Source organism: Brevibacillus sp. AF8 (assembly GCF_021270385.1).
In the GTDB taxonomy this organism is placed as follows: domain Bacteria; phylum Bacillota; class Bacilli; order Brevibacillales; family Brevibacillaceae; genus Brevibacillus.
The window spans coordinates 186,573-202,149 of the sequence record NZ_JAGQDN010000005.1 but is presented as its reverse complement, the minus strand read 5'-3'; the positions used below and the strand labels follow the sequence as shown (position 1 = coordinate 202,149).

14 protein-coding genes and 1 pseudogene are annotated in these 15,577 nt (G+C 49.8%); 2 read left to right on the top strand and 13 right to left on the bottom strand.

Annotated features, from left to right (window positions below; genetic code table 11):
- Positions 1–11: 11 nt before the first annotated feature.
- Positions 12–516, bottom strand: a pseudogene (locus KB186_RS10315) (DJ-1/PfpI family protein).
- 134 nt (positions 517–650) lie between these two features.
- Here KB186_RS10315 and KB186_RS10310 point away from each other — a divergent pair.
- Entirely contained in the window at positions 651–1,358 is a 708-nt protein-coding gene (locus tag KB186_RS10310; protein WP_221867947.1) for an ArsR/SmtB family transcription factor, read from the top strand.
- Here KB186_RS10310 and KB186_RS10305 read toward each other — a convergent pair whose 3' ends face one another.
- The 10 genes from KB186_RS10305 to KB186_RS10260 all read right to left on the bottom strand — a co-directional run bounded on the left by KB186_RS10305 (position 1,359) and on the right by KB186_RS10260 (position 12,065).
- Positions 1,359–2,246: a DMT family transporter gene (locus tag KB186_RS10305; protein ID WP_221867946.1), complete on the bottom strand. Its 888-nt coding sequence runs from the start codon at positions 2,244–2,246 to the stop codon at positions 1,359–1,361.
- Between the two features lie 96 nt (positions 2,247–2,342).
- A complete protein-coding gene (locus KB186_RS10300; protein ID WP_221868019.1) occupies positions 2,343–3,488 on the bottom strand; it encodes a GNAT family N-acetyltransferase in 1,146 nt (381 codons plus the stop codon).
- Between the two features lie 4 nt (positions 3,489–3,492).
- A complete protein-coding gene (locus KB186_RS10295; protein WP_221867945.1) occupies positions 3,493–4,815 on the bottom strand; it encodes a F390 synthetase-related protein in 1,323 nt (440 codons plus the stop codon).
- Positions 4,803–5,657: an MBL fold metallo-hydrolase gene (locus KB186_RS10290; RefSeq protein WP_221867944.1), complete on the bottom strand. Its 855-nt coding sequence runs from the start codon at positions 5,655–5,657 to the stop codon at positions 4,803–4,805. The genes KB186_RS10295 and KB186_RS10290 overlap by 13 nt, the downstream gene beginning before the upstream one ends.
- On the bottom strand, positions 5,644–6,645 hold the full coding sequence (locus KB186_RS10285) for an NAD-dependent epimerase/dehydratase family protein (RefSeq protein ID WP_232773548.1): 1,002 nt from the start codon (positions 6,643–6,645) through the stop codon (positions 5,644–5,646). Before KB186_RS10285 ends, KB186_RS10290 begins: the two co-directional genes overlap by 14 nt.
- A gap of 15 nt (positions 6,646–6,660) precedes the next feature.
- Positions 6,661–7,836: an ATP-grasp domain-containing protein gene (locus KB186_RS10280; protein WP_232773547.1), complete on the bottom strand. Its 1,176-nt coding sequence runs from the start codon at positions 7,834–7,836 to the stop codon at positions 6,661–6,663.
- On the bottom strand, positions 7,826–8,821 hold the full coding sequence (locus tag KB186_RS10275) for a beta-ketoacyl-ACP synthase III (protein ID WP_232773546.1): 996 nt from the start codon (positions 8,819–8,821) through the stop codon (positions 7,826–7,828). Before KB186_RS10275 ends, KB186_RS10280 begins: the two co-directional genes overlap by 11 nt.
- 161 nt (positions 8,822–8,982) lie before the next feature.
- Positions 8,983–9,678, bottom strand: coding sequence for a response regulator transcription factor (locus KB186_RS10270; protein WP_221867941.1), 696 nt, complete (start codon positions 9,676–9,678; stop codon positions 8,983–8,985).
- Positions 9,675–11,132, bottom strand: a complete 1,458-nt coding sequence (locus KB186_RS10265; RefSeq protein WP_232773545.1) for a sensor histidine kinase — start codon at positions 11,130–11,132, stop codon at positions 9,675–9,677. The genes KB186_RS10270 and KB186_RS10265 overlap by 4 nt, the downstream gene beginning before the upstream one ends.
- A 27-nt stretch (positions 11,133–11,159) precedes the next feature.
- Positions 11,160–12,065, bottom strand: a complete 906-nt coding sequence (locus KB186_RS10260) for a hypothetical protein (RefSeq protein WP_232773544.1) — start codon at positions 12,063–12,065, stop codon at positions 11,160–11,162.
- A 173-nt stretch (positions 12,066–12,238) separates the two neighbouring features.
- Between KB186_RS10260 and KB186_RS10255 the strand changes: the two genes are divergently transcribed.
- A complete protein-coding gene (locus KB186_RS10255; protein WP_232773543.1) occupies positions 12,239–13,117 on the top strand; it encodes a proline iminopeptidase-family hydrolase in 879 nt (292 codons plus the stop codon).
- 49 nt (positions 13,118–13,166) lie between these two features.
- On the opposite strand, the gene KB186_RS10250 is transcribed toward KB186_RS10255, so the two are convergent.
- Both KB186_RS10250 and KB186_RS10245 read right to left on the bottom strand, forming a co-directional pair.
- Complete coding sequence (locus tag KB186_RS10250) at positions 13,167–13,463, bottom strand: hypothetical protein (RefSeq protein ID WP_173610134.1); 297 nt, start codon at positions 13,461–13,463, stop codon at positions 13,167–13,169.
- Positions 13,464–13,563: 100 nt separating this feature from the next.
- Positions 13,564–15,573, bottom strand: coding sequence for a peptidoglycan D,D-transpeptidase FtsI family protein (locus KB186_RS10245; protein ID WP_232773542.1), 2,010 nt, complete (start codon positions 15,571–15,573; stop codon positions 13,564–13,566).
- Positions 15,574–15,577: the final 4 nt, after the last annotated feature.

Sequence of the window (15,577 nt, the reverse complement as noted above, 5' to 3'; positions counted from 1 at the left end):
GCCGCTTCCTTTTAGAGGACAATATCATATTCCATTATCTTGGCAGTTTGTTCTGCTACTTCCGCACCTACAAATCTTTTGATGATGTGAAAGGACATATTGATACCCGCTGAGATTCCAGCAGATGTCACGATATTTCCTTCATCCACGAATTTTACTCCTTTTTGCACAACGACTTCTGGAAATTCCTTTTCCATTCGCTCGAGACTGGTCTAATGAGTCGTTGCCCTTTTGCCTGTTAATAAGCCTGCTTTTGCAAGTAAAAAGACTCCTGTGCAGACAGAGGCCATCAGCTCCACCTGCTGCATTTGCTCACGAATCCATTGGATCACCTGCTCATTATGGACTTCTCGTTCCCTCGCACCTATCCCACCTGGAATGATGAGAATATCAAAAGCAGGCATATTGGTCATTTTCCATAGATGTTACCGAGAATACTTCAAACGGACCTGCAAAATCCAACACCTCCACATCGTCAAACAAAAAAATTCCTACTCGCCATTGCTTGGTTTCCATATGGATCTCCCCCATTTCATGTTTGGATATATTTTACAACGCGTTATTGGGAACATCTTTAGTTTTTTTAGCTGTAAGATTCTGCTAGAGTCATTAATAGAAGGTACAAAATGCTGGAGGAGGTCCGCTATCTGATGAGTACCAGCCCGAATATTATAGAGGTCGCGTCCCTCATAGGAGAGCCATCCCGCGTCTCCATCCTGATCAGCCTGATGAACGGCAAGGCACTCCCCGCCAGTGAACTCGCACGAAACGCAAAAGTCACCCCCCAAACGGCAAGCACGCATTTGGCAAAGCTGGTGGAAGGAGGTCTGTTGATCAGCGAGTCACACGGCCGACATCGTTACTATCGCCTAGCCAGCCCTGATGTCGCCCATGCCCTGGAATCATTAATGACGATCGCTGCACCTAAGCCAGTTCGTTCCTTGCGCGAGTCTGACCAATTGCGAGCTATCCGCTATGCTCGTACCTGCTACGACCATCTCGCAGGAGAAGTGGGCGTTGCCCTGACACAGAAAATGCTAGAAATGCAGTTGATTGAGGCATCCGATCAAGACTACGTGCTCAGTGAAGCGGGAAAAACCAAGCTGCAATCACTCGGCGTAGACCTTGTGGCCAAACCAAAGAGCAGACGTCGCTTTGCCCGTCCCTGTTTGGACTGGAGCGAGCGTCGCCATCACTTGGCAGGTAGCCTAGGAGCCTCACTCACCAACCGATTTTTTGAGCTTGGCTGGATCGAGCGAGTGCCAGGGGGGAGGGCAGTCCGGGTGACGCCGTTAGGCAGCTCTGGTTTTATGACCGAGTTCGGATTGCATGTAGATGAATGCAAAAAGCACAGCTAGCTACTCTGCCAGCTGTGCTTTTTCACTGACTTGCCTGCGTGGGGCAAACGTCCAGTTCACCAGGAAAATCCCTGCGAAAATCAACAATCCTCCCACATACACATGCCATTGCACTACCTCCCCCAGCAACACCCAACCCGACAAAACACCGAAGAACGGAGCGAGGAACAAAAAAGCACTCGTCCTGCCCGGATCGCCGTGATTCAGCAAGTAAAACCACGTCGCAAACTGCACAATGGAAGCCATGATCGCGAGCCAGAGGACGACGAACACAGCGGTCGGTGTCACAATGAGCTTCGGCGTTTCCAACGTGAACCCCATCACGAGGAGAAGAATTCCTCCGAACAGCATCTGATAGGCTGTCATCACCCACACATTGAAGCGGACTCCCCACTTTTTAACGAGAATCGTAGCCATTGACCACGCAAATGCGGACCCGATACCAAACAGCGTTCCCGTCTCCCATTGCAGATGGAAGCCAAGTGTGATGAACACCCCAGCCAGTCCAATCAGAACCCCCATCCATTGCGTCAGCCGATAGGATATTCCTAGAAACACCGTTCCCCATATGACCACGAGCAGTGGGTTCATAAACGTCAGGATCGAGGATTCACCCGCTGTGATCGTACGCAGACTCAAAAAGATACACCCCATGACAGCAGCCGTCTGCAAAAATCCGATCAAACACAGCTTCCCCCAGTCACCCGCCGACTTCGGGAGCGGCTTTTTCCATACCCACGCTCCCATGATCAGTCCTGCCAGCGTAAAACGCAGTCCTACCAGCAGCAATGGTGAAAAATAGGCCAATCCAATCTTTCCTACCGCAAAAGACGAGCCCATCAATGATGTCGTCAAGACGACAAGTATCCCGAACAAAATTTGATTCATCGCATTGTTCCCCCCGTTTCAGGCAAGCTACTTGTTTCTTCTTACATGTAGTGTACCTGACGGTTAGTTCGATGAGGGTCGAAGTGTGCATATGGTTTACAGCCGGTACTTTTCCACCATCTTAATCCCGATTTGATTCAGCAAGGCGGCGAGCACCTTCCAGACCGCCTGACGATAAAACGGCAAATGTTTGACATACACCGCTGTAAATTCTGGTTCTCCCTCCGCTCCCCTGTCCGCTTTGAATGCGCCTACGCCCGCACTTTGATGGAGCAGGATGCCTTTGCTCTGTGCTTCTAGCACCAAGAGGCACGACAGCATCCGATACAGCCCGGTCTCTTTGGGAAGCGTCGTATCATAGCCGAATAGCGGTGTCGTCATCACACCATTTCGTTCAAAATAGCCAAGAATGCCGTCCAGCCGTCCGTCTTTTTCCAAGCCGATGAGGGTCAATGTCCTCTTTTGCATCGCCAGTCGGACGAACTCCATCGAAAACTGCGGATTATGCTGGGAGTATTTATCCAGATACAGCGCGTTATATAAAGCAACGATTCTCTCGACATGCTGTTCTCCCAGTTCCTCATGACGCAGGATGCGATAGCCGGATTTGGCAAGCATTTTTCGATCACGATTGAGTGTATTGCGGACCCGCCACTTTCCCTGTGCTGGCCAATCGGGGTGAAAAAGGTAGACGTACCGACTGGGAACCATGAGATAGCCCTTCTCGATGAGCCCCTTGTGGAAATCCGGATACAGCCTGCGACAAACAGATCGAAACGCGATGATATGACCAGGGAACTTTTGAATGCAGCTTTCCGTGATGTCCTTTACTTCATCTGCACGCACATCATGGTACAGATTCGTTGATAGCATCCAGTTGTTGACGATGACCATTTGGTTGCATTGGCTTTTTTTCATCCAGCGTCCAAGGCCTGTGAGTACGGTCGACAATGCCCGCCTCAACACCGCAGAATCGAGCATGCCTAGCTCTTCCTTCGCATACGTCACGTAATGGGTAAACACCGAACTGACATACGAATTGTCGTACTCGGTATCGTTCACCGTTACGGGCATGATCCGATCGCCTACACGGAGTGCATGCATCTGTGTCTGGACATTTTGCACATAGCGGGATGGCTGTTCCGTCATCATGGGCAGCAAGTAGCTTTTGACGTAGTCTGCATCCTGCGCCTGTTCCCAAGGGATTTGCCCCGCTGAGTTCCCTTCATACCATTCAATCAATGGCCTACTCACCTGGAACAAACATCCTCTCTACCCGCCGCAATTTTTTCGTACCCAGATTCAACCCGTACGGCACAAACACAATCGCAGGCACTTTTCCTTGTTGATCGGCAATGGCTCGCTCAAGACTTTGGCGTACTCGTTCCTGCTCTTGCGTCGACGGTCCTTCCCCATCCTTCATGAGCAGTGCTACCTCAACTTGCTCGTAGCTTAGCTGCCGTACTGTATACTCTTCTATCGCATCAGACGAGGTAATGACAGCCCGACGGATGAAATCAGGAAAGACCGATATCCTTCGCGCTTCGTGTTCATGGCGAAAAACAAACAGATCATCTGCCCTGCCCTCAATCGATTCCAGTGCCATAAACACCGATCCGCATGGACAAGGCGTACGCTTTTCCGTCAAAATGTCGTTCAATCGATAACGGATAATCGGCTGTGTCGTCCGGGAAAAGTCTGTGATGATCGGAAAGAATCGCTCCTTTTGCTCATCGAGATATTCCTTTTCCACCACCACGAGGTCTTCATTGACATGCAACGTCCCGTGTGAGCAGCTGACCGCAAGCAGCCCTTCTGTGCATTGATAAATTTGATGCACGATCTGCCCGAACACTTCTGCGATGTACGCTTGATCCAACGGGTCCAGCACTTCAGCCACCGAGATCACCTTGATCGGAGATATCCGCAGCTTCCCTTGACGCTGGGCGGTCGCGAGCATTCTCAACATCGAGGCTGGCGCAACCAACACCGTCGGCTGATACTGATTCAGGTGATCAAGATGCTGATCGAGCGGTATTTGCAGATCAAAGAACGAAAACTGAATGCGACGCCTGTTGACCGCCGTATACAGATTGCTATTCGCTCGCAAGAAAAAAGCAATCCGATGTGTCGACCATAGCTGGCCAGGCAATGCTTTCGCCAAAATCACACCTGCCCATTTCGCCTGCTCCTGCGGTCCCACGAGAAAAAGCCCGCGATTGCCAGATGTCCCAGAAGATAAGCCCACGGTCACGCCGTTTAATTGGGGAGTGAAATCGCGTGTCGTTTCTGCTTTCAGTGCAATCGCAAATGCTTCTTCTTTCTTGACCCCGCACGTATTCAGCTCGTCAAAATGGTCCATCATGCGCTTTTTATCAATCGGCTCCATCTGTCTCCATTGTTCTGGCATTCCCAATCTCTTTCGGTAAAAAGGAGAGGTTGGCAAAATGCGTGACAGCATCGCTCTGACCTGCGCGTCTTGCCATTTCACCAGCTGCTCGCGCGAGGAAAACCGACGGGCAAGCAGCTTCGTTTTTACATACTGCTTCAAGAGCGTCATGATCTCCATGTGAATGCTCCTCTGCTGGCCTGCCAGACTTCCCCGCAGTGAGTCGGCATGATTTTTATGTCGGGACATTGGCGGGATAGTACATGCAGCTTGTGCAAATGCTCGCGATACGCCTGTCGATCCGCCATGATAAACATAGCCAACAGATGAGGCAAAAGGTTGCCGCGGTAGGCTTCACTCGACCAAGCCGCATCCGCGCACAAAAATACATCCCCATGATCCCAATCGCGCAGGAACACACCAAACTGCCCGATTGCATGTCCGTTCAGATCGACGATGTACAGACTCTGATCGGCGAACAAATCGTAGCCTTCGGTGTAAGGCGCGTAAGCTTCAGGCAATGCCACCAGCGCTCCTCGATCAATGAAAGTCACCCGTTCTTCAAAATCGTCCGGCATCAAATCAGGCAAATACGCCTCCCGCAGCGCAGCCCAACCCGTCTTTCCCTTTACGTGGTTGTAGGCACTCTCGAAGCAGTATAGTCGCGCATGCGGAAAATCACGCAAACCGCCGATATGGTCGGCATGAAAATGGGAAATGAGAATACCCGCAATGTCTGTCGTTTTGATTCCGCGTGCCGCGAGCTGCTCAGCAATACTCTCATGTGCTTCTGAGAATACGGGCGTTATTTTGCCGTACAGCGAATAAGGAAGCTTGCTCGTGGCTTCAAAAAAGCGCTGTGAATAGCCCGTATCAAAGAGGAGCAAGCCGTGGACGGGATGCTCGATAAGCCCTGCGATGGCGTGAAACGGAATATTTTTCATCCGACCGCCCTTTCGTGAAAACATCTCGAGCTGCTGGCAGTAGCCTGTGTCCATCAGCGTCAGTTTAACGTCCTTCATGCGTTCTCCACCAATCTGTAAACGTCTCGATGCCCTCGGCAATGCTCACCCGGGGTTCATAGCCCAGATCGCGCTTCGCCTTTGAGATATCCAAGGTTTGTGATTTGGCGAGCACACCGACCGAGTAACGCGTCAAAATCGGCTCGCGATAGCCCAAAACGGTCTTGGAGAGTGCCTCAAGCACCCATGCTGCCGCATACGCCTTCCAATATGGCAACTCGCGCGTTTTCAGAGTAACTCCCAAGCGACGAAACACATCTGACAACACCTCGATCATCGTCACTGGCTCCCCATTTGTAATGTTGTAAGCCTGCCCCAATGTGTGCGCTTGAGAATCCATGCACAAGATCAGCGCATCCACGACATTTTCCACATACGTCAAATCAATGATCGCCTTGCCTCCATTGATCAGCGGAACGAACTTCTTTTCATTGGCGCGGATCAATCTGGGAAGGATTGCATTGTCCCCAGGACCAAACAAGGCACGAGGACGAATCGTAATCGTCGGAAGCCCTGCAAGATACGCCTTGTCGACCTCCAGCTCCGCCTGGTATTTGGTCTGTGCGTATGTATTGGCAAACCGTACGGGCATCGGCTCATCTTCGCGGATTCCCAGCTTGTCTTCAAAAGCAAAATAAATACTCGGCGTCGATACATGGATCAGACGCCGGATACCGTGCTGCTTGCAACCCTCGATGACATGAATGGTTCCTGTCACATTCGTCTCGTACATGTCATGGTACGTCCCCCACGGGGATGAAAAAGCAGCCGCGTGATGCACGATATCCTGATGGCGGCAAGCCTTCACCATGGCTTCTCTGTCTCTTAGGTCTGCCCGAAGGAATCGAATGCCTCGATCCTGCAATTGTCGGCCGACTCGCTCATCTCGTCCTTGCGCTGTTACGTCACAGCCCATTTCATGCAGTCGTGTAGCCAGCTTCTGTCCGAGAAACCCCGTCGCCCCTGTTACTAGAACCCGCTTGTTCATTTCTTCCTCACTTCCTTACGCCTCTTCTCCGTTCCATTCGATATCGCTCGTACTGCAAGCGATCATGCTCTTTCCCGTTCGAAAACTCTGCCAAGCCAAATCAGCCAGCATGGAAAACTGATCAAAAAAAGGCCGTGGATCCTCCCATCTAAACAGAACATCCCTTGCAGAAAGCAAGTCGCTCACCCAACGCTTTGCCTTCATTCCATTCTTCATGCCAAGAAGGCCGTATGTCAGCATCGCCATCCCTAGCATGCTCGCTTGTTTTCCAGCAGGAACAATGGTTTTTCCCCGATCAGACAAATAGGCAGTAGCAGCTTCCTCCTGTCCTGCAAACAAATGCACACCGCTTGTCAGGCGTGGATTGCACTCGAGCACGTACAGCTCTCCCTGCTCATTCTCAATGAAATCAAATGCGATTTGTCCGCTAAACGCATGCCGTTGCACGAAACGACTAACAAAATCTCTTACTTGTGGATGATCTGAATAGGCGAAGTAAATCGAGGCACCCTGTCCTGCTGTATGTGTTGTTTCGTAATCGGCGTACAAGGTGAGCTGTCCCTCCCGAGCAACCGCGTAGCTGCACACCTGTTTCCCTTTTATAAACTGTTGGACTAGCCATGGTTCCCTGACTGTCGGCTCGGACAGCATGGACTGCCCTGCCGCTGATGATGGGTCTGCGACGATTTTTACATGAGCGGCGAAACGAGAATAGACGGGCTTCAGCACCACAGGTCCCCTTGCTTGCAGCATGGCCTCCCGCAACTGAGCCGAAGAGTGTACCCGAACTGTCTGTGGGACCAGTGCTCCCACCTCGCGCGCCATTTCGGCAAAAAGCCATTTGTCATGCAGCGAACGCAGTACCTCGATTCCTTCCACGAGCACTTCACCATGGTCAAGCAATTGATCCCGCCCCCGCGATACGTAAAAGATCTCCTCGCAAGTCGGGATCAACAAATCGATGCGCTCATGATGCATGATTTCACACAGCTTTTCGATATAAGCACCGGACTGCTGTCGGGGAGAAGGTACTTGGTAGGAGAGCTCTACATAACGAGAGTGCTGGCATAAATGTCGCCGCGCACTCTCCGCTACAATGACTCGATGTCCCGCAGAACCCAGCAAGCGCGCCAACTCCAACGTAGCTGGCGCTCGTCCTCCTGTCAGCAAGACTGATTGTTTAGTATTCAAGCACAATTCCTCCGAGAGACAAGCCAGCAGATGTGCCAAGCAGCATCAGGTAGTCGCCTCGCTGTACCCGCTTTTGCCCAATCGCTTCATGCAGCGCCATCGGGATCGAAGCTGCGATGACATTGCCGTGCTCTGCCAAAATGTTCACCATTTGCTGGTCACTAAACCCGAGCTTGCCTGCCATGATCCGCATCGCCATCCCACTGGCCTGATGAGGAATGACTGTACGGATTTGCTCTTTGGTTACGGAGGCAGAGGACAGCAAACGATCCACAAATCCGGTAATCAACTGCGAGGTCAGGCGAAAAATTTTCCGTCCGTCCATATCAAATGCAAAGTCTGCTTCTCTTCCTTGCGCAAATTGGCTTGGGTGGATCAGCGTACCGCCACCCCTTATTTCGGAATAGTGCGCGCCTTCACTGTATGTTTTCATGCTTGAACCCAAGATACGGGAGCTTTCTGTTTCTGGCGTCCTGCCGATGACAACAGCCGCAGCCCCATCTCCGAACAGCACGCAGCTTTCTTTCTGCTCCCAATTCAAACCTGCCGAGGATATCTCTGATGAAATGATCAAGACTCGCTCGTAAATACCAACTGCCATTTGGCACGACATCACATCCAGCGCAGTGACAAAGCTTAGGCATGTCGCATTTATATCAAAGCAGGGAATGCCTGATTTGCTTAGTTGAAGCTCTTCTTGTATCAAAGCAGCCGTGCATGGGATTTCCTGCTGGGCCGTCCCGCTTGCACATACGATACAATCGATATCGTGAAGGGACAGTCCCGCCGCTTCCAAGGCACGCCTAGCAGCGATGGCTCCCATCTGTGCTGCCGTTTCGTTCGTCACAAAATGCCTGACGCTAACCCCGGACTTTTTCTCTACCCATCCTGCCGCAAGTCCCAGCTTTTCTTCCAGTTCTGCCGCTGTCACTTGCCGAGTGGGCAAGTATTTCCCTGTTCCGAGGATTTTGATTTTTCTCTCCATAATCTGTGTCTCCCTTAGCTCGCTCGCATTACTCACACACTTTTCGACATCTGCCATTTATTTTACCTAAGTTTGTCGATTTATGGTAAACAGAATAAACACTTGGTACGAAATACCCAAGTGTTTATGTATGCCGCATTTCTTCTGTTCGTTTCCATCTGCTATAGTAAAAAGCGATAACCGACACCCCACACCGTCTCGATGTATTGCGGCTTAGCCGGATCACTTTCTATTTTTTCCCGCAGCTTGCTGATATGCACGGTCACCGTCGCGATATCCCCGTACGAATCGAGACCCCAAATTTTTTCAAACAGCTCAGTTTTACTAAATACCCAGTTGGGATGGGTCACCAAAAAGAGCAGGAGGTCGTATTCCTTGGAAGTGAACGCCACTTCGTTTCCGTTGATATAAACTCTCCTCGCCAGCTTGTCGATGCGAATCCCACGAAGCCTGATCTCCTCTTTTGCCGTATGCGGTTTGGAATCGGAGACAAGACGGTCGTAACGGGCCAAATGGGCTTTGACCCTCGCTACCAGTTCTCCCAAACTAAAAGGCTTGCTTATATGATCATCGGCGCCCAGACCCAGTCCACGGATCTTGTCGATGTCTTCCTTTTTCGCGGAGACGAGCAGGATCGGAATATTTTTGGCTTTCCGTACTTGCTTGCAGATTTCGAAGCCATCCACGATCGGGAGCATCAGGTCAAGAATCAGGAGGTCATACTCCTCTTGCAGCGCCTTTTCCAAGCCCATATCGCCGGAAGTAGCAACATCGACCGAGTAGCCGTTTGCCTCTAAGTAATCCTTTTGCACCTCTGCAATCACCGTGTCATCTTCAATGATTAAAATGTGCTTCATTTCGTGTCACCCCCGACTCTCTTCAAATCTGGCAAGGTAAAACAAATGCGGGTCCCGCGTCCGCTCTCACTCTCCGCCCATACACGACCACCGTGCCCCTCCACAATTTGTTTGACGATGGCGAGTCCGAGACCGGTGCCGCCCATGGCCGAATTACGTGAAGGGTCCGCCCGATAAAAGCGGTCAAAAATATGGGGAATTGCTTCTTTTTCAATCCCGGTCCCATTGTCGGAGATCGCCACGATCACTTCACCGTCGGCTTTCTCCACCTCCAATCGGATCAGCTTCTCGTCCTTGTTCAAGTACTTCAGGCTATTGTCTACCATATTCATGAGCACGCGATGGAGTTTTTCCTGATCAGCCATGACTGGAATCGGACTCGTATTCTCCTCGTCATAGCGAATAGAAACGTCGTTCATCCGCGGGTCTAGCCGCAGCTCATCGGCAAACTGAGCCATATATGCTCGCACATCGACTTCTTCAAAGTGAAAGGGAAGCTTGTTCAAATCCAGTCTCGAGAATAAAAACAGCTCATCAATCAGGCGGTCCATCTGCTCTGATTTGATGGCAATCATCTTCATATATTTTTCCCGCTTCGCTTCCGTATCGGCAATCCCTTCCTGCACCGCTTCCACACATGCTTTGATTCCTGTTATGGGTGTTTTTAGATCATGCGAAATACTGGAAATCAGTTGTTTACGATTTTCCTCATACTGTAGCTGCAAGTGAATAGAAGCATGCAATCTGCCGCGCATTTCTTCAAATGCTTCTCCCAGCTCCCCCAGCTCATCCTTGCGATGGAGTTGAACAGGACGCTCCAGATTGCCTTCTTTGATTTCGTTCGCTGCCTGCTTTAAAGCGTACAAAGGTCGAATGATACTGCGTGAAACAAGAAACGTTAATACACCGTTCGTCAGCGCCACAATCGTTAGAAGACTGAGAATTAATGCGATGAAAAAATAAATGCCAGTCTGCATAAAGGGGAAAGAATTCGCAAGGAAGTAAAGCATTCCTTTACTTTGATCAGCAAAAGTGAACTCGTACGTATCAAACGTGTAGCCGTCTTGTTTAAACTGCTTCCAGCTATGCATGCGCCCCTGATCCGGTTGTTCCTGCAAATAATCAGGCACGTCAGCGCTATCAATCGACGGGGAAACAAATAGCACATGATCGCCCTTTGTCAGAATCAATGCTCCGCCAACTGCTTGTAGCTGCTCATCCGTCTCTGTCAGCATCTTCTGGTTCGTCAATTCGTTGGGAGCGTATTTGGCCATAAATGAGACACCAGCAAACAACTCGTCTCGTTTATTGAGCGTATCGCGAATGAATGGTTTGCCTGCCTCCCGTTCCTCCCAAAAGTAATTCGCCAATCCCGATGCCACCAATCCAAACAAAACAAGGGGGATGATAATCATGGCAATATAGGAGAGCAAAAGTCTTGTTTTGATCGACATGGTTCATTACCCCCTTGCAGTCATGGTTTACTCGGAATCGGAATGCTTCATCCAGCCTTTTCTCCATTTGTTCTTCATGTCCTCACGGGAAACCTTCTCGACTTGCTTGCCAGTAAGTTCGATGCGGTCAGGTGTGGTCGTACCCAAATCAGACAGGCGGATATCCAAAGAAAGCTGGAGCTTGTGCTCTTTTCCAGACGCATCCGTTCCCGAGAGGTGTATCACAGCGGTTTGCTGTTCGATTTGATTTTTTTCGTTGATCTCGGCGTTCAGTAATACTTGGTCCACTTGAAAATCCTCTTGCAAACGTGGAAGCTTGACAGCTAGATCGCTTTCAGAGGAAGACGCTTCTTGACTATGCTCAGCAAGCTTATCGTAGAAAATAGGCCCCGCTGCCTGAATAAATGCCGGAATTTGCTCTTTGGAGAGCTGAAGCGACGTACGCTTGCCTCCATCCGGTAGATTTTCAACGGTCGCGTTTTTTCCGAGATCGCCGAATACCGTAGCAAACAGCTTGTGCATCATGGCCCCGCGTTTGTTATCGGCATTATTTTCTGGTTGTTGTCTACTATCCATTTTTTCCATGACCCGATAAACGTTACTATCCCCTTTTTTAACCACAACTTTATCCTTTTCCAAAAAGGCTTGCATGCTTTTCTCGCCCAGCGAGTCTGTAAAAGTCGCATTCACATTTCCGATGTGCTGGTTGTGATCGATCTTTGCGACTCCCTCGAATGTGAGCAGCTTCGCTCCGTTGTCTGTGAGCGCTAGCTGCGCGTGGGCCGTCATGCTCTTCGCTTCCTTCGTTTGATGCAGGGCTGATTCATACACGTCCATCGTCGTGCTATCCGCACTCGCTGAAGCCCCGTATCCCCATATCAATGCCCCTGTGATTCCAACCGACAAGCCGATACCCAGCCATTTTTTTCGCATGATGATCCCTCCTATTTCATCGAAAGCAACTGTCATCGCTTTCTATACTCGTGATGATAAAGAGAGGGTCTAAACACGCTCTAAATCAATTCTAAAAAAAGTGTAAAAACGATTCCATATGCTATATTGAAAGGAAGAAAAATCAGTCTGAACCTGAAGTGGAGGCATTATCGATGAGTATGCAAGAAGGCTATATTGACGTTCCTGGTGGAAGAGTATGGTACAGTCGCGTCGGCGAGGGGGAGAAAACGCCTCTGATCGTCCTTCACGGCGGACCTGGCAATACGCATGACCCGCTCAAATCAACGCTCCATGTCTTAGGCAACGACAGACCCGTCATTTTCTACGATCAGCTGGGTTCAGGAAATTCCGATCGCCCGACTGATCTGACTCTTTGGAAAACCGAACGCTTTGTGGAGGAGCTCGCTTGCATCAGACAAGCCCTTGACTTAAAAGAGGTTCACATTCTGGGGCATTCGTGGGGTACGATGCTGGCAGCAGCTTATTTGGTGGATGCCAAGCCGGAAGGGGTACAAAGTATCATCTTCTCCAGCCCATGCCTGAGCGCAGAGCGTTGGAAACAGGACGCAGATCGTTTAATCGAGCAATTGCCAGTGGGTGTGCAACAAACCATCGCCACACACGAGGAGCAGGGTACAACTGATTCACAAGAATATCAGGATGCCATGAAGAAATACTACAAGCGCCATGTGTGCCGCCTTGATCCAATGCCAACAGTCATGACAGAAAGCCGTCCAAAAGCGAACAAAGAAGTGTACATGACGATGTGGGGACCGTCTGAGTTTTGTCCAACAGGGAATCTGAAAACATTCGACTACACACCCCAGCTGCATCAAATCAACATCCCTTCCCTGTTCGTTTGCGGCCGTTATGATGAAGCGACACCTGAATCGACAGGTTATTATCAGTCTCTGGTGCCAAACGCCGAGCTCCATGTCTTTGAAAACAGCTCGCATGTCGGCTATTTGGAAGAGACAGACGAATACGTGCAAGTCATCCGCCGCTTTTTGCAAAAAGCAGATACAAAATAAAAAAACGGAAAAACTTCGTATCGCCGACGATGCGAGTTTTTCCGAACCCTCATTCTTTTTTTAAGTAAAGAAGGAAATTAAGGATGTTTAACCCTACAATGATTAAAAACATATAGGTAGACATAGCGTCTCCACCTAGGTTCAATTCATCAGCTATATAACCCATCATCATAAGATTCGTTCCAGAAACGGTTACGGAAATTGCTGAAATCATGCTCAGTGTGAATCCATTGACAAGATTACCTTGTTTCTTTTGAAGCAATAAAGCAACCGAAATAACTGCTAAACTTATGATAAAAGTAATCAAAACGAATCTTAATAAATCGTTTATCTCCACCCCGGCCATAATCATCCCCCTAGTCTGTCAAATGGAAAAACGCAGCTGTCCGAAGTAGATCCTCGGCAGAATCACTTCGAACAGCCTATTTTTCTCCCTATCTATCCTGTTATTTCAATCCAATATACTTGTCATACACATCGTACACGGAACGTGAGATGATCGCAGCCGATCTTCCCCCATAACCACCCTCTGGAACGATTACGGCTACTGCCAGGACCGGATTGTCGACAGGCGCATACGAAATGCTGACACCATTCGTAATGCGGGCATGCATTTTCCACTTTGTCTTTTTCTGTCCTGTTTTCTCATCTGTCACCGTTACCGGTACATAAATGTCTTGCTCAGATGTACCCGTTTTTGCAGCTACCTGAAACGGCATTCCCGCATACGCGCGGACTGCTGTTCCCCCTGGCTTCGCCACCATCACCATGCCTTGCTCCAAAATGTCCCAATATTTATCTGGGTGAGGAAAGGTACTCATCGTTTTTGGCGTGTGCGTTTTCACCAGTTTTCCTTTTGCATCTGTAATCTTGTCTACCATCTGCGGCTGCAAACGTACCCCTTTATTTGCAAGTGTCGCTGCATACTGAGCCAATTGCATCGTCGTCGCCCGAACTTGCTGCCCGAAGGAAGCCTGCACCATCGCGGCTAATGGTCCGTAGTTTTCATCCATCACCAAATAGTCTTCTTTGCCTTTGTTTTCATTCGGCAAATCCACACCAGTCTGAACGCCTAATCCGAACGCATGATAGTACGATTGCAGTACAGACGCTGACTCTTTTCCTTTTCGACGGGACAGCTCCTCCCCGATTCTCGCCATGTACGTATTCGATGATTTTTGCAGGGAAATCGGAGGGGTAATGATGCCATGCGCTTTGGAATTGTCGTTCTTAATCCGATCTGTACCACGTCCATAGTGATACACACCTCCATCATTCCAACGGTCGGAGGGAGTAATGATGCCTTCCTGCAAACCGAGCAAAACTGTAATCGGCTTGAGGACAGACCCTGATGGCACGATTGAGCCCGGGTGCTTGTAGCCCTCCTGGATGGCCGACTCGCCATTTAATGGCCGCGTGTCGTAAGGGGCTTCCCGAATCGTCCCATTCGTCACCGCCAGCTTGATCTGGTCATACATTTTTTGATCGGGTCCCTCAATCCATACGTTTGGATCGTATTCAGGATAGCTGACCATCGCGACGACCTTGCCTGTCTTAACCTCGACCGCCACGACGTATGCTCCCTTTGCCCCCCTCGCCTCAGGGATGGTTGCACGCATCTTCGGAAGAAACTCTCGGATCGAATCCCGGATACCTAGCTGTACCCGTTGATCAATGGTGAGATACACATGATTGCCCGGAATAGATGGAACTTCCTCCACTTGCTTCACTACCGTTTGATCTGCTGCGACCTCATACATCCGGTAACCGTTACTCCCGCGAAGCTCTTTTTCGTAAGACAATTCAATTCCATCCAGCCCGACTAACTGGTTCGGTAAATACTGCGTACTCTCATCCTTATAGGAGGCGAGCTTCACATTTTCAGCAATGTGAAAGGGCCGGACATACCCAACCGCCTGTACAGCGATTTGCTTCGGATCATATTTTCTGATCGGTTTTGTCACGACTTCAATCCCCGGCAAATCGCCGCGATGCTCACCCAATACCGCGATTTCTTTATTCGTCAAATCCACCTTCAGCTCTTTCTCTAAATAGCGCGGCAATTGTCGCGCCGCTTCCACATACTTGCCTTTCTCGTAGGCATAGCCGACATCCATCTTTTTTAACAGCGTGGCCTTGTCGAGGCTCAGTATTTTCTCCAGCTTTTCCACCAGGTCAACGTACGCTTTCTGCTCCATGATCTCTTGTTCACGGAAGACGGCGAGATGGGAAGGCCGACTTTCGGCAATGACATATCCGTTGCGGTCATAAATGTTTCCACGCATAGCGGGAATGTAATCTTTTTTATACGATCTGTCTGCCAGCTCATTTGCATAACTGCTCCCTTGCTGGATTTGGATTTGCGCCAATCTCAAAATGATAACCACAAACATCAGAAATACGACGATATAGACGATTTGCAGCCGTTTCACACGATTGTTTTTTTCTTCCTTCATACTT

Bases quoted from the DNA above. Each gene is read 5' to 3' on its own strand.
- KB186_RS10310 (WP_221867947.1), top strand. From the start codon at position 651: ATGAGTACCAGCCCGAATATTATAGAGGTCGCGTCCCTCATAGGAGAG.
- KB186_RS10305 (WP_221867946.1), bottom strand. From the start codon at position 2,246: ATGAATCAAATTTTGTTCGGGATACTTGTCGTCTTGACGACATCATTG.
- KB186_RS10295 (WP_221867945.1), bottom strand. From the start codon at position 4,815: ATGGAGATCATGACGCTCTTGAAGCAGTATGTAAAAACGAAGCTGCTT.
- KB186_RS10290 (WP_221867944.1), bottom strand. From the start codon at position 5,657: ATGAAGGACGTTAAACTGACGCTGATGGACACAGGCTACTGCCAGCAG.
- KB186_RS10285 (WP_232773548.1), bottom strand. From the start codon at position 6,645: ATGAACAAGCGGGTTCTAGTAACAGGGGCGACGGGGTTTCTCGGACAG.
- KB186_RS10275 (WP_232773546.1), bottom strand. From the start codon at position 8,821: ATGGAGAGAAAAATCAAAATCCTCGGAACAGGGAAATACTTGCCCACT.
- KB186_RS10270 (WP_221867941.1), bottom strand. From the start codon at position 9,678: ATGAAGCACATTTTAATCATTGAAGATGACACGGTGATTGCAGAGGTG.
- KB186_RS10265 (WP_232773545.1), bottom strand. From the start codon at position 11,132: ATGTCGATCAAAACAAGACTTTTGCTCTCCTATATTGCCATGATTATC.
- KB186_RS10260 (WP_232773544.1), bottom strand. From the start codon at position 12,065: ATGCGAAAAAAATGGCTGGGTATCGGCTTGTCGGTTGGAATCACAGGG.
- KB186_RS10255 (WP_232773543.1), top strand. From the start codon at position 12,239: ATGAGTATGCAAGAAGGCTATATTGACGTTCCTGGTGGAAGAGTATGG.
- KB186_RS10250 (WP_173610134.1), bottom strand. From the start codon at position 13,463: ATGGCCGGGGTGGAGATAAACGATTTATTAAGATTCGTTTTGATTACT.
- KB186_RS10245 (WP_232773542.1), bottom strand. From the start codon at position 15,573: ATGAAGGAAGAAAAAAACAATCGTGTGAAACGGCTGCAAATCGTCTAT.